The 14,212-nt window shown below is 70.3% G+C and carries 12 protein-coding genes; 9 read left to right on the forward strand and 3 right to left on the reverse strand.

Annotated features, from left to right (window positions below; all coding sequences use genetic code 11):
• Window positions 1-271 precede the first annotated feature (271 nt).
• From hemL to ccsB, 7 genes are all read left to right on the forward strand, one after another.
• Complete coding sequence (gene hemL / locus OHT57_RS29115; RefSeq protein ID WP_328749503.1) at window positions 272-1,591, forward strand: glutamate-1-semialdehyde 2,1-aminomutase; 1,320 nt, start codon at window positions 272-274, stop codon at window positions 1,589-1,591.
• On the forward strand, window positions 1,588-2,292 hold the full coding sequence (locus OHT57_RS29120) for a histidine phosphatase family protein (RefSeq protein WP_328749505.1): 705 nt from the start codon (window positions 1,588-1,590) through the stop codon (window positions 2,290-2,292). Before hemL ends, OHT57_RS29120 begins: the two co-directional genes overlap by 4 nt.
• 111 nt (window positions 2,293-2,403) lie before the next feature.
• Window positions 2,404-3,681 (forward strand): hypothetical protein, encoded by a 1,278-nt coding sequence (locus OHT57_RS29125; protein WP_328753360.1) that lies wholly within the window; start codon window positions 2,404-2,406, stop codon window positions 3,679-3,681.
• Between the two features lie 66 nt (window positions 3,682-3,747).
• Complete coding sequence (locus tag OHT57_RS29130; protein ID WP_328749506.1) at window positions 3,748-4,356, forward strand: TlpA family protein disulfide reductase; 609 nt, start codon at window positions 3,748-3,750, stop codon at window positions 4,354-4,356.
• Window position 4,357: 1 nt separating this feature from the next.
• Entirely contained in the window at window positions 4,358-5,131 is a 774-nt protein-coding gene (locus OHT57_RS29135) for a cytochrome c biogenesis CcdA family protein (RefSeq protein WP_328749507.1), read from the forward strand.
• A 3-nt stretch (window positions 5,132-5,134) separates the two neighbouring features.
• Window positions 5,135-6,856, forward strand: coding sequence for a cytochrome c biogenesis protein ResB (resB, locus tag OHT57_RS29140; protein ID WP_328749508.1), 1,722 nt, complete (start codon window positions 5,135-5,137; stop codon window positions 6,854-6,856).
• On the forward strand, window positions 6,853-7,950 hold the full coding sequence (gene ccsB, locus OHT57_RS29145) for a c-type cytochrome biogenesis protein CcsB (protein WP_328749509.1): 1,098 nt from the start codon (window positions 6,853-6,855) through the stop codon (window positions 7,948-7,950). The genes resB and ccsB overlap by 4 nt, the downstream gene beginning before the upstream one ends.
• A gap of 78 nt (window positions 7,951-8,028) precedes the next feature.
• Here the strand turns inward: ccsB and OHT57_RS29150 are convergent, their stop codons facing one another.
• From OHT57_RS29150 to OHT57_RS29160, 3 genes are all read right to left on the reverse strand, one after another.
• On the reverse strand, window positions 8,029-9,591 hold the full coding sequence (locus tag OHT57_RS29150; protein ID WP_328749511.1) for a hypothetical protein: 1,563 nt from the start codon (window positions 9,589-9,591) through the stop codon (window positions 8,029-8,031).
• Complete coding sequence (locus tag OHT57_RS29155) at window positions 9,591-11,660, reverse strand: hypothetical protein (protein ID WP_328753361.1); 2,070 nt, start codon at window positions 11,658-11,660, stop codon at window positions 9,591-9,593. Before OHT57_RS29155 ends, OHT57_RS29150 begins: the two co-directional genes overlap by 1 nt.
• A gap of 106 nt (window positions 11,661-11,766) precedes the next feature.
• Window positions 11,767-12,093, reverse strand: coding sequence for an ArsR/SmtB family transcription factor (locus OHT57_RS29160; protein WP_328749512.1), 327 nt, complete (start codon window positions 12,091-12,093; stop codon window positions 11,767-11,769).
• 96 nt (window positions 12,094-12,189) lie between these two features.
• Between OHT57_RS29160 and OHT57_RS29165 the strand changes: the two genes are divergently transcribed.
• Both OHT57_RS29165 and OHT57_RS29170 read left to right on the forward strand, forming a co-directional pair.
• Window positions 12,190-13,164 (forward strand): quinone oxidoreductase family protein, encoded by a 975-nt coding sequence (locus OHT57_RS29165; RefSeq protein WP_328749513.1) that lies wholly within the window; start codon window positions 12,190-12,192, stop codon window positions 13,162-13,164.
• Between the two features lie 104 nt (window positions 13,165-13,268).
• On the forward strand, window positions 13,269-14,168 hold the full coding sequence (locus OHT57_RS29170; protein ID WP_328749514.1) for a transglutaminase-like domain-containing protein: 900 nt from the start codon (window positions 13,269-13,271) through the stop codon (window positions 14,166-14,168).
• Window positions 14,169-14,212: the final 44 nt, after the last annotated feature.

A 14,212-nucleotide genomic window follows, 5' to 3' on the forward strand; every position in this document is an offset into this window, starting at 1 on the left:
GCAACCCGATCATCGTGTCAGTGACCTCCCCCACGGCCGCCCGCCGAAACGTGCGCTGAAACACCTGTCCGCAGGATCTTCGCAGCCTCTGAACGAACGGCTCCGTGCCATCGTCTCCGTGAGCTGTGTGTATCTGCATCCAGTTTCGCAGATCGTCGGGCGCCGGGGGGTTCCGAGGCCTGGCCTACCCTGAGGTAGTCACAGGCAACGAAGTCAGAGAACGTCGCAGAACGCCAGAGAACGTCGCAGAAGGTCGGAGAAGTCGCAGGACATGAGTGAATTGCCCTATTCATACGACGCGCCTGTCTCGCAGGCCCTGTTCGACCGCGCCTCAGTTGTCACGCCCGGCGGCGTGAACTCCCCGGTGCGCGCCTTCCGTGCCGTGGGCGGCACCCCCCGTTTCATGGTGTCGGGCACCGGACCGTATCTGACGGACGCCGACGGGCGCGAGTACGTCGACCTGGTCTGCTCCTGGGGCCCCATGATCCTCGGGCACTCGCACCCCGAGGTGATCGCCGCCGTCCAGGAGGCGGTGTCGAAAGGCACCTCCTTCGGCACCCCCGGTGAGGGCGAAGTGGCGCTCGCCGAGGAGATCGTCTCCCGGGTCGAGCCCGTCGACCAGGTCCGGCTCGTCTCCAGTGGCACCGAGGCCACCATGTCCGCGATCCGGCTGGCCCGCGGCTTCACCCGGCGCACCAAGGTCATCAAGTTCGCCGGGTGTTACCACGGTCACGTCGACTCGCTGCTCGCCGCCGCGGGCAGCGGTGTGGCCACCTTCGCCCTTCCCGACACCCCGGGCGTCACCGGCGCCCAGGCCGGCGACACCATCGTGCTGCCGTACAACGACCTCGAAGCGGTCCACGAGGCGTTCCACCGGCACCCCGGTGAAATCGCCTGTCTGATCACCGAGGCCTCGCCCGGCAACATGGGCGTCGTACCGCCCCTGCCCGGCTTCAACCAGGGACTCAAGGACGCCTGCGCGCAGAACGGCGCCCTCTACGTCTCCGACGAGGTCATGACCGGCTTCCGTACCAGCAAGAGCGGTTGGTACGGCATCGACGGCGTCCGGCCCGACCTGATGACCTTCGGGAAGGTCATGGGAGGCGGGTTCCCCGCCGCTGCCTTCGGGGGACGCGCCGACGTGATGGCGCACCTCGCGCCCGCCGGGCCCGTCTACCAGGCCGGCACCCTCTCCGGTAACCCCGTCGCCACCGCCGCCGGGCTCGCCCAGCTGCGGCTGCTCGACGACGCGGCCTACGACAGGATCGACGCCGTGTCCGAGCAGATCCGGTCGCTGGTCGCCGAGGCGCTCGGCAAGGAGGGCGTCGCGCACACGATCCAGAACGCCTCCAACATGTTCTCCGTGTTCTTCACCGACCGGCCGGTGCGCACCTACGAGGACGCCAGGGCGCAGGAGTCCTTCCGGTTCACGGCGTTCTTCCACTCCCTTCTGGAGAACGGCGTCTACCTGCCGCCGTCCTCCTTCGAGTCGTGGTTCGTGTCCACGGCCCATGACGAGCAGGCGGTTCAGCGGATCGCCGACGCCCTTCCGGCGGCGGCCCGAGCGGCGGCGGAGGCCACGGCAGCATGAGCAGCATCCCCAGCACCTCCGACAACGACAGCGACATCACCGTCGTCCACCTCATGCGGCACGGCGAGGTCGCCAACCCCGACGGGGTGCTCTACGGCCGGCTCGCGGGCTATCACCTCTCCGAGCTCGGGCGGCAGATGGCCGACCGGGTCGCCGAGCACCTCGCCCCGCGGGACGTCACGCATGTCGTCGCCTCCCCGCTGGAGCGGGCGCAGGAGACCGCCACGCCGATCGCCAAGGCGCACGGCCTCGACATCGCGACCGACGAGCGGCTCATCGAGGCCGAGAACGTCTTCCAGGGCAAGACCTTCGGCGTGGGCGACGGGGCGCTGAAGAACCCGGACAACTGGAAGCACCTCGTCAACCCGTTCAAGCCGTCGTGGGGCGAGCCGTACGTCGACCAGGTCGTCCGGATGAAGGGCGCGCTCGACGCGGCCAGGGACCGGGCGCGCGGGCACGAGGCCGTACTCGTCAGCCATCAGCTGCCGATCTGGATCGTGCGGTCCTGGGTCGAGAAGCGGCGGCTGTGGCACGACCCGCGCAAGCGGCAGTGCACGCTCGCGTCCCTCACGTCCTTCACCTACCGGGGCGACAGGATCGTCTCCGTCGGCTACAGCGAGCCCGCGATCGACCTCGTGCCCGCGCATCTGCGGGCCGGCGCCAAGCCGGCGAAGGGCAAGAGCAAGGCCTTCGGGGCGTAAGTCCCCTCCAGGGGCGCCTGTTACGGAATCAGGAAGTACCCGAGGAACCTCCCCGTTCGTCGCCACCTCTGACTGGGTGACCACCCAAGGAACGTGACGAACGGGGATGCCATGCGCGATCTCACCCGCAGGGGAGCAATAGGAATCGGCGCGGGCGCCGCGGCCGCCGCAGGACTCGCGGGGTGCGCAACCTCCACCCCGTCGCACGGGACGACGCACGCCGCCGGTTCCGGGCCGAGCGCGTCGAAGAGCCCGCCCCTCGTCCGCCCCATCGGTGACGGGTCGACCTCCTTCACCGGCAAGCAGCCCCGCCAGCCCGGCAGGCCCGTGCCGCTGGAGCCCGGTCAGACCCCGCCGCAGTTCGTCATCTTCTCCTGGGACGGGGCCGGGGAGGTCGGCAACGGACTCTTCCCGCGCTTCCTCGACCTCGCCAGGAAGCACGACGCGCACATGACCTTCTTCCTCTCCGGGCTGTATCTGCTGCCCGAGTCGAAGAAGCGGCTCTACGACCCCCCGAACAACCCCCGCGGCGCCTCCGACATCGGCTACCTCACCGACGAGCACGTCAAGGCGACCCTGACCAACGTGCGCCGCGCCTGGCTGGAGGGCCACGAGATAGGCACCCACTTCAACGGCCACTTCTGCTCCGGCCACGGCACCGTCGGCAACTGGACGCCCGCCCAGTGGCGCTCGGAGATCACACAGGCCAAGTCCTTCGTCAAGGAGTGGCGGACCAACACCGGGTGGACCGATCTGCCCGCTCTCCCCTTCGACTACGAGAAGGAACTCGTCGGCGGCCGCACCCCCTGCCTCCTGGGCCAGGACAACCTGCTGCCCACCGCCCGCGAACTCGGCTGGCGCTACGACGCCTCCTCGCCCGGCGGCCGCCAGGTCTGGCCCGACAAGAAGAACGGCGTATGGGACCTGCCCCTGCAGGCGATACCTTTCCCCGGCCGCAGCTTCGAGGTCCTGTCGATGGACTACAACATGCTCGCCAACCAGTCGATCAACTCGACCAACGCGCCCGCGTACAACTACCCGGCCTGGCGCGAGCAGTCCGCGGGCGCCTACATCGACGGCTTCAAGCGGGCCTACGAGACCAACCGCGCGCCCTTCTTCGTCGGCAACCACTTCGAGCACTGGAACGGCGGTATCTACATGGACGCCGTCGAGCGGGCCTTCACGCACATCGCGCGGGAGAAGGAGAAGGGCGCCGACGTGCGGATGGTCTCCTTCCGGCAGTACGTCGACTGGATGGACGTACAGAAGCCGGAGGTGCTCGCCAAACTCCGCACACTCGATGTCGGCCAGCAGCCCGCGGGTGGCTGGAACGGGTTCCTCAAGGCCCCCTCCGCGAACACCGCCTCGCCGTCCTCGAACGCCGCCTGAAATGCGGATTTCCGCCCGCAAGGGGGGTGCGCAAGATCCCCAGAACGGGCATGCGAAACTTTTCACATGAGTGCCGCCAGGCGTAGCCGCTCCCGAATCCGTGCCGCCCTGCTCGTCGCAGGTACCGCGGCAGCCGCGCTGACCCTTTCCGCGTGCGGTTCGGGGGGCACCTCCGGGGGTGGCGGTGACACCAACTTCGTCATGGGGACGGACGGCATCTCCACCGCCGACAAGGGCGAGCGGGGCACCGCCCCCGACCTGTCGGGCAAGACCGTCGACGGAGGACAGCTCGACGTCGCCGACTACAAGGGCAAGGTCGTCGTCCTGAACATGTGGGGCTCCTGGTGCGCCCCCTGCCGGGCCGAGGCACCCAACCTGGAAGCCGTCTCCAAGGACCTCAAGGCCAAGGACGTGCAGTTCGTCGGGGTCAACACCCGCGACACCAGCATCCAGAACGCCCGCGCCTTCGAGAAGGACATGGGCATCACCTTCCCCAGCCTCTACGACCCGACGGGCAAGCTGATGCTCCGCTTCAAGAAGGGCACGCTCAACCCGCAGGCCGTCCCCTCCACGCTCGTCATCGACCGGGACGGCAAGATCGCCGCCCGCTCCCTGGCCGCGCTCAGCGAGAGCAAGCTGCGCAAGATGATCGACCCGGTCCTCGCGGAGAAGTGACGTGAGCGCAGTCATCACGCTCGCCGCCGACACCGGCTACAACGGCACCGTCCTCAACGGCGCGTTGCTGGTCGCCCTGCCCGTCGCGGTCCTCGGCGGCCTCGTCTCCTTCTTCTCCCCCTGCGTCCTGCCCCTGGTCCCCGGTTATCTGTCGTACGTCACCGGCGTCACCGGCACCGACCTGGCCGAGGCCCGGCGCGGCCGGATGGTCGCCGGTGCCTCGCTGTTCGTGCTCGGCTTCACCGCGGTGTTCGTCTCCAGCGGCGCGCTGTTCGGCTACTTCGGCCAGACGCTCCAGGAGAACCAGAGCGTGCTGTCCAAGGTGCTCGGCGTGCTCATGATCCTCATGGGCGTCTTCTTCATGGGCCTGATGCCCTGGATGACCCAGCGGGAGTTCCGCTTCCACCGCAAGCCCGCCACCGGCCTGATCGGCGCCCCGCTGCTCGGCGCCCTGTTCGGCATCGGCTGGACCCCCTGCATCGGCCCGACCCTCGCCTCGGTGCTGACCCTGTCCGCCCAGCAGTCGAGCGCGGGCCGCGGTGCCATACTGACCGTCGCCTACTGCCTCGGCCTCGGCTTGCCCTTCGTGCTCGCCGCGGTCGCCTTCCGCAAGGCGCTCGGCGCCTTCGGCTGGGTCAAGCGCCACTACGTCTGGGTCATGCGCATCGGCGGCACCATGATGATCGTGACCGGGCTGCTGCTGCTGACCGGCGTCTGGGACCGCCTCGTGCAGGACGTCCAGTCCTGGTCCGCCGGCTTCATTGTGGGGATCTGATCCATGAGCAAGACCACACCCGACGCCCCTGACGCTCCCGTCGGTGACCAGGACCTCGGTGCCGCCGGCTCCCAGCTGTCCACCGCGCCCGCGGAGTCCCTGAACATGCCCGCCCTCGGGGTGATCGGCTGGGCCCGCTGGTTCTGGCGCCAGCTGACCTCGATGCGGGTCGCGCTGCTGCTGCTCCTGCTGGTGGCGCTCGGCGCGATCCCCGGCTCGCTGATCCCGCAGAGCGGCACCGACGCCACGAAGGTCGCCGACTTCGTCAAGAACAACCCCACCCTCGGGGACGTCTACGACAAGCTCGGCCTCTTCCACGTCTACAGCTCGGTGTGGTTCGGCGCGATCTACATCCTGCTGTTCGTCTCCCTCATCGGCTGCATCATCCCCCGCACCTGGCAGTTCGTCGGCCAGATCCGCAGCCGCCCGCCGGGCGCCCCCAAGCGGCTGACCCGGCTGCCCGCCTACACCACCTGGCGCACCGGGGCCGAGCCCGAGCAGGTCCGCGAGGCCGCGCTCACCCTGCTGACGAAGCGCCGCTTCCGCGCCCACCTCGCCGGTGACAACGTCGCCGCCGAGAAGGGCTACCTCCGCGAGATCGGCAACCTCGCCTTCCACATCGCGCTCATCGTGATGCTGACCGCCTTCGCCTGGGGCCAGCTCTTCAAGTCCGAGGGCAACAAACTCGTCGTCGAGGGCGACGGCTTCGCCAACACCCTCACCCAGTACGACGACTTCAAGTCCGGGAACCTCTTCAGCACCGACGACCTGGTGCCGTTCAGCTTCACCCTGAACAAGTTCACCGGCACCTACGAGACCAGCGGCCCCAACACGGGCACCCCGCGCCTCTACCAGGCCGCCCTCACCTACAGCGACGGCGCCTACGGCAAGGACCGCAAGACCCTCGTCAAGGTCAACGAGCCGCTGGAGATCGGCGACGCGAAGGTCTACCTCACCGCCCACGGCTACGCGCCCGTCATCACGGTCCGAGACGGCAAGGGCAACGTCGTCTACAGCGACGCCGTGGCGATGCTGCCGCTCGACTCCAACGTCACCTCCACCGGTGTGGTCAAGGTCCTCGACGGCTACAAGAACGCCAAGGGCCTCAGCGAACAGCTGGGCATCTCGGCCTTCTTCCTGCCGACCTACACCAAGGGCAGCGAGACGGCGTCCACCTTTCCCGCGCTGAACAACCCGGTGCTCAACCTGACGCCGTACCACGGTGACCTAGGTGTGGACTCGGGCATCCCGCAGAGCGTGTACCAGCTCGACAAGTCGCATGTGAAGGGGTTCAAGGACTCCAAGGGCGCCCAGCTCAGGGAGAACCTGAAGCCCGGCCAGACCATGCAGCTTCCCGACGGCGCCGGGTCGGTCACCTACGAGAGCACCAAGCAGTGGGCGAACTTCCAGGTCGTCCAGCAGCCCGGCACCGACTGGGCCCTCGCCGGGTCCCTCACCGCGATCTTCGGCCTCGCCGCCTCCCTCTTCATCCAGCGCCGCCGGGTCTGGGTCCGCGCGGTGCGCGGCGCCGACGGCGTCACGGTCGTCGAGATGGCGGGCCTCGGCCGCAGCGAGTCGGCCAAGCTCCCCGAGGAGCTGGGCGACCTCGCTGCAATCCTGTACGACCAGGCACCGGGTGCGCCCGGCCCCGACGAAGACCCACCGCACGACGACACCACCCCCGAACCCCGAGTCGTACCTTCCGAAGGGGCTGAGACGAAGTGACTCTCGCCGCCGCAACCGAGTTGGCCACCGCGACCAACGAACACCTCGCCAACATCAGCAACACGCTGATCTACTCCTCGATGGCCGTCTACACCCTGGCCTTCTTCACGTACATCGCCGAATGGCTCCTCGGCAGCCGCAGCAAGGTCGCCCGGACCGCCGCCGCGCTCACCGGCACCGCCGGCAAGGCCAAGGCGCCGGCCGTCACCGTGAGCCAGGGCGGCAGCACCGCCGTACTGGAGCGGCCGCAGGTCGTGGTGCGGGCGGCGGCCGGGGCGCGGGACGTGCCCGACGGGCCCGGGGCGCACGGCGGGGACGAGCAGGGCGATCTCTACGGCCGTATCGCCGTGTCCCTCACCGTGCTCGCCTTTCTCGTCGAGCTCGCCGGGGTCGTCGCCCGTGCGGCCTCGGTGGAGCGGGCCCCCTGGGGCAACATGTACGAGTTCAACATCACCTTCTCCACGGTCGCCGTCGGCGTGTACCTCGCGCTGCTCGCGCTGAAGAAGAACGTCCGCTGGCTCGGCCTGTTCCTGATCACGACGGTCCTCCTCGATCTCGGCATCGCCGTCACTGTCTTGTACACCGCCAGTGACCAGTTGGTTCCCGCTCTTCACTCGTACTGGCTGTACATCCACGTCTCGACCGCGATCCTGTGCGGCGCGGTCTTCTACGTGGGCGCCGTCGGCACGATCCTGTACCTGTTCAAGGACTCGTACGAGAGCAAGCTGGCGAGTGGTGGCACACCGGGCCGGTTCGCCACCTCGTTCCTGGAGCGGCTGCCCGCCTCCGCGACCCTGGACAAGTTCTCCTACCGGGTCAACGCGGCCGTCTTCCCGCTGTGGACGTTCACGATCATCGCGGGCGCGATCTGGGCCGAGTCGGCCTGGGGCCGCTACTGGGGCTGGGACCCGAAGGAGACCTGGGCGTTCATCACCTGGGTCGCCTACGCCTGCTACCTGCACGCCCGTGCCACCGCCGGCTGGAAGGGCCGCAAGGCCGCCTACCTGGCGATGATCGCCTTCGGCTGCTGGCTGTTCAACTACTACGGCGTCAACATCTTCGTCACCGGCAAGCACTCCTACGCGGGCGTCTGAGCCCCGTACCGCCGAAGGCCGGTTCCGGCGACGCTCGTCGCCGGAACCGGCCTTCGCCGTACGCGCGCGCGTCATGCGCTACGACGGCGGCAGGCACTCCTTCGCAGGCGGCTTCTTCTCGGGCCAGGCGATCTTCACGAAGCGGGCGGTGCCCTGCGGGGTCAGTTCCACGACCGGTACGGCCTTGTCGTACGGGTTGCCGTGGTTGTCGAGGCAGATCCAGCCGCTCGCTCCGTCGACCCGCTGCTGGGTGCCCTTGATGAGCCGCCACTCGTTGCGGACCTCTTCGAGCGTGGGGATGTCCTTGGTGCCCTTCGCGAACCGGATGCCCTGGTACGTCAGGCGCATCGCGTCGTAGGCGATGATCAGCTGGCCGTCCTCCAGGTCGACCGTGCCGATCGGGCCCACCTTGTTGCCCTGGCCCGCGCGCACCAGTTCCTGCAGGACCTTCGCGTCGGCGGCCGAACCCCCGGTCGCGGGCGGTGACTTGACCAAGGCGTCCGGGTGGGCGAGGGCGGTGTAGCGGACGGTGAGGTTGCGGTTCAGGGCGTCCCGGTGCAGGTCCTTGTCGCCGGTGAGGTAGGACGCCTCGTCGCCGGTGAGCAGGGTGAACTTCCGTTTCTGGCAGCCGCGTTCGCCGAGCGCGTTGATGAACTGGCGCAGCTGGGTGTGCCGTCCGGCGAACAGGATGGTGTCGGTGCCGGCGTCCGTGTCGCAGACCAGGTGCGTGATCTGCTCGAAGTCGTTGGCGGTGGAACCGTCCTGGCTGCGGTCGTCGGGCGGGTTGAACGACCAGGGGGCGTACGGCGACCCCTTGAGCATTTTCTCGAACGAGCGCTGCAGGGTCAGCGAGTAGGGGTCGCCGTTGTCCTGGTCGTCGGCCTTCTCGTCGTGGACCAGGACCGCCTTGTCGGCCGCGACCTGGGCGAAGGAGGTCAGCGCGCGGGCCTCGTCGGTGTTGGTGGGGGAGACCCGGGCGAGTCCGGGGAAGGGGTCCTTGCCGTTCTGCCCGTTGGCGAGGTTGTCGGCGGTGATGGAGGTGCCGACGACCGCGATGCCGCGGGCGGTCAGGGCGGTCACGGCCCGCTTGTTGTTGGCGGTGCTCAGGCCGACGCCGGCGACCGCCCGCAGCCGGTCCTTCGCCCCGGTCATGCCCTCCAGCTGGTCGACCGTGTGCTCCCAATGGGCGCCTGTGGCACCGGGGTTGGCGAGCACCAGCCGGATCGCCGGGACGGTGCCGTTGGACTGGTGGTTGGCCTGGTACTGCGCCAGGTACGCGCCCTGCATCTCGTGCAGGACGTCACCGAGGTTGTCGGCGTCGGTCGCGGTGAAGGGCTCCAGGAGCGCGACCGTGACGTAGGGGCCCTTGATGGACCTGTTCTCGCGGTCGATCGCCCGCGCCACCGGCCGAAGCGGGGCCCGGCCCCAGTCGTAGGCGGTGGCCGAGACGCCCACGCACTCGTCGCTGCCCTCGGGCCGCACGACGCCGGCCGCGCAGGAGCGGTCGTCGTGGGCGAGGGTGCGGACGCCGACGACCAGGCCCGCCAGCACCGCCACGCCGAGCACGATCGCGAGGTAGCGGCGCAGCGGAATCTCCCACACGCCCTCACGCAGCCACGTTCCGAAGCCCCTGCCGGCCATCACGCCTCCCCCTCGTCGTCGTCCGGGACCCTGAGCGCGCGCCCGGCGAGCGCGTCCTCGGGCCAGTCCCGGGAGGCCCGCCACAGCAGCGCGTTGCCGGCCGGGCGCAGGTTGGACAGCTGCTCCAGCTCGAAACGCAGCCGGTCGCAGACCTTCGGGTCGGGCAGCGCCAGCGGATCGGTCAGCTGCCACACGGCGTGCAGCAGCCGCCGTATCCGCAGATGCAGTACGGGGTTCACGCCGTCCGGCACCCGCTGCGCGGCGTCCGTGCGGCCGAGCGCGATCGCCGCGCGCCGGTCGTCGCGGGCGTCGAAGTCGTGGCCGTCGGCGTCGTGCGCGTGGAAGTAGGGCGCCGAGGCGATGAACCGCAGGGTGCGCAGCCAGCTGCGGGTGTCCAGGTCGGTGAACGTGTCGCGCAGGTGGGAGACGGCCGACTCCGTGGTGCCCAGGGCGAGTTCGTGGTGCAGGCGGTAGCGGGCCCCGGCGGGGTCCGTGGGAGCGTAGTGCGCGATCAGTGTCTCGTGCGCCTCGCGCCACTGTCCGTGGTCGGCGGCCCGGTGGTGCAGCCGGAGCAGCAGCAGCGTCCGCACGAAGGGGTCGCCGACGAACCGGCCCGGCTCCTCGGGCAGCCCCTCCTGGACGAGCCGGGTCTGCAGGGCCCGTACGTCCGCCGGGCCGAAGTCGTCGGGCAGGAGAGCCTCGGCGAGCGCGGTGGCGGAGTCGTGGTCGTGGGCGGCGGCCAGCACCGTCAGCTCCTCCAGCCGGTCGGCGGGCACCAGCCGGTCCAGGAGTTCGACGTAGGCGGACCGCCCGTCGCGGTCCTCGTGCAGCCGTACGTCCGAGGTGAGCAGCTCCCCGAGGGACGCTGTGCTGTTCTGCGCGGCGGACTCGGTGAGCAGCACGATGCCCAGCGGGTTGCCGCCGGTCAACCGGTGGATGGCGTACGGGAGTTGAGGCGGCACCTGGTGCTCGTCGACGATGTGCAGGGTGTCGTCGGCGGTCAGGGGCGGCAGCGAGACCAGCAGGGCGCGGGAGGAGGGGGACGCGGGGTCGGGCGTCCAGTCGCTGCGCCGGGCGACCTCGGGAAGGGTGTGCCGTACGGCGTTGCGCAGGGCGGGCCGGCCGGAGCCGCGCAGCGCGGTGATGAAGACGACCTGGTCGGCGATGCCCTCGGAGCGGTCTCTGAGGACGGGGTCGGTGAGGCCGGGTCCCGGCGCGCACTGCGCGTTGTCGACGAGGACGAGCGGGCGGCCCAGGCGCTGCATGCGGGGCATCATGCCGGTGTAGGCGTCGGTGAGGTCGGCGAGCAGGGCGCGGACCAGATGGCGCTCGGCGTGCTCGCGTGAGGTGCCGCCGGCCCTGAAGTGCCCGGACAGCAGCATGAGTCCGCGCCGGGCGTTGCGGCTCGCGTTGGGGTAGTCCCGCCACCAGGTCGCGGCCCGCTGCTGACGCCGGTGCACGAAGCTGTCGGAGATGGACTCCAGGGTGGCCTCGATGGCGGAGGACAGCAGCGGCCCGGTCCCGGTGGCCGCCGCCGCCACGTTGGCGGCGACCCGCCCGGCCCAGCGTCCGGCGAACCCGGCGATCCACGACCCGCTCTCGTTCAGCAGCAGGATCCGCTCGACCTCGCGCCGGATCCGCTCCGAGTCGGCGTCCCGCCAGCCGCCCGCGGCGACCGCGACCAGGCCCGACATCAGCCGGGGGAAGGTGATCCGGCCCGCGCCGGTCACCGGTTCCGCGAGCTGCTCGGCGATCACCAGCAGTGCCTGTGACACCGGCGACCAGGCCTCGGTGTCCCGGCCCGCGGGCGGTGCCGTGAACTCGGCGGCCTCGCAGTCGATCAGGGCGACCGGGGTGTGCCCCTTGTAGGCGTCCCGCAGTTCGCCGAGCACCGCGCTCTTGCCGCGGCCGCGGCTGCCGGTGAGGACGACGAAGGGGAGCTCCTGCGGATGCTCCACCGCCGTGGCCCGGTGCCGGTGGGGCCGTAACCCCACGAGCCGGGGCGCGAGCCCCGCCGGATCCGTGTCGAACAGTGCCCCGCGCCCGTGCAGCTGTCTGTGCACCCGCATTCCCCCCATGCGCGCTGTGTATCAAGACCAGGGTAAGGAGGGGGAGTTGGTTCGGACTAGATCGCGTGATGTCCGTTCGGTTACGAAAATGTTGATAGGTGAGCGGTCAGGAGTCTGTTCGCAGCACGAGTTCCAGCAGTCCTGGAAAGCGGTCGTCGAACTCCGGACGCCGGAGCCGGTTGACGCGCCTCGGCCCCTCGTCCCGCTGCTCCAGGAGTCCGGCCGCGCGCAGCACCGCCAGGTGATGGCTGAGGCCCGCCTTGCCCACGGGTACGTCGAAGCTGCCGCAGGCCAGGGCCCACTCGGGCCGGGCCGCCAGCTCGCGCACGATCGCGAGGCGGACGGGGTCGGCGAGCGCGGCGAGCGCGGTGAGCACCGGGACATCGTCCGGGTGGGCGTGCTCGGGGGCGGCTCGGTGCCGGGGGGTGCTCATGGATGCCTTCTGTTCCGCTGGTCCACTTGCCGAGTGTTCGATGAAAACCATACACTGGCGAGTGTTCGGTTTTCGTTGAACAATTGAGGTGGGGACATGCGCGCGATCGAGATCCAGGAGTACGGCGGCCCGGAAGTACTGAAGATGGTCGAGGCCGACGTGCCCGAGCCCGGCCCCGGCCGGGTGAGCATCGACGTCGCGTACACCGGGGTGAACTTCGCCGACCTCAAGGCGCGTGCGGAGGGCTACCGGGTGCCGGCGCTGCCGTTCGTACCCGGTCTGGAGGTGTCCGGGCGGGTGCGGGCGCTCGGCGAGGGCGTGACCGGGCTGAGCGTCGGCCAGGAGGTGAGCGCCGTACTGACCGAGGGCGGCGGCTACGCGGACGTGGTCGTCGCCGGCACGGACAACGTCTTCGCGCTCCCGGCCGGCCTCGGCCTGCGCACGGCGGCCACCCTGCCGTCGGTTCTCCCGACGGCGTACGCCCTCGTGCACACCGTCGGCCGGCTCCAGCCGGGGGAGACGGTCCTGGTGCAGGGCGCGGCGGGCGGGATCGGCACGGCGGTGGGCCAGTTGGCGAAGCGGGCCGGGGCCACGGTGTACGGCGTGGTGTCCGGCGAGGCCAAGGTGGCGCACGCGCGCGAGCACGGCTACGACGAGGTGTTCGTCGGCGACTTCGAGGAGCCGGTGCGGGCGGCGACCGGCGGCCGCGGGGTCGACCTCGCCCTGGACCCGGTCGGCGGCGACACCCTCCGCTCCTCCCTGGCCTCCCTCGCGGTGTACGGCCGCCTGATCTCCTTCGGCAACGCGAGCGGGGCCCCGCCGTGGCAGGTGGGTCAGCCCGAGCTCTACCCGCGGGGCCTCTCCGTCGGAGGCTTCTCCATCCTCACCCTCGCCCAGGCCGCCCCCGCCGAACTGCGCTCCCTGTCCGAGCGCGCCTTCGCGACGGTGGCCGACGGGACGGTGACCCTGCCGGTCACCGCCGAGTTCACCCTGGAGGAGGCGGCGGAGGCACACCGGCTGATGGGGGCACGGACGAGCACGGGAAAGCTCCTGCTGAGGGTCAACGCCTGACCGGACGGGCCGCCTTCTGGACACGGGGCCGTGAATTTTGACACGGTGGGACGCACCGGCCCGTAATCGAACGCGCGGTCGATTGAGGCCTTGGGGAGGCCCCCGTGTCCCGTTCTTTCCACGCCGTCCAGAGCACGTTCTCCAACCCCGGTGAACTCGCCCACCTCTACGACGACTTGCCACGCGACCCCGCCCGACTCGCCCGCGTCGTAAGGGATGTGATGATCCATCGTGGCGAGGGCGAACTCTTCGGCCACACCCATCCGGCCGACCGCCTCCACCACGACGCCGAGTCCCGCTACGTCGACGACATCCTTCGGATCGTCGTCGACCGGAACGCCGCCCCGCTGACCGTGCGGCGCGAGCCCGGCGACCGGTTCGTCGGGATCTGCCGCGACTTCGCGCTGCTGCACGTCTCGTTCCTGCGGCACGTCGGCATCCCGGCGCGGCTGCGGTCCGGCTTCGCCGACTACTTCGGATCCACCGGCTTCCACCACGACCACGTCGTCACCGAGTACTGGGACGAGGAACGCGGCTGGACGCTGGCGGACGCCCAGCTGGCCGATCCCGGGATCACCGCCCACTGGCCGGCGGACTTCGACCCGATGGACGTCCCGCGCTCACGCTTCCTGGTCGCGGGCGAGGCCTGGCGGGCGATCCGGGAGGACGGGGCCGACGAGAGGACCTTCGGCCTGCATCCACCGCAGGAAGGCCCCTTCCACGGGGAGCGGTTCGTGGCCGGGAACATCCGGCTCGACCTGGCCGCGCTCAACAAGGTGGAGACGTTGTTGTGGGACGTGTGGGGCGAGGACGAGGGCGAGCCCGGGGATCCCCTGCCGGAGCCTTCGCGCCTGTTCTACGACCGTGTCGCCCCGGTCGTCAGCGGCGAGGTGTCCTTCGAGGCCGCGCGCAGGCTGTTCGACGAGGAGGACGTCCTGCGCACCCCGAGGACGGTGACGTCCTACGCGCCCTTCAACGGACCGAGCGACGTCACCCTTCGCTAGAGCCCTTGTGTTGGATCTCCGTGGCGTCGCGACCCCGAACGCCG

Origin of the sequence: Streptomyces sp. NBC_00285 (genome assembly GCF_036174265.1) — a bacterium.
Lineage (GTDB): Bacteria > Actinomycetota > Actinomycetes > Streptomycetales > Streptomycetaceae > Streptomyces.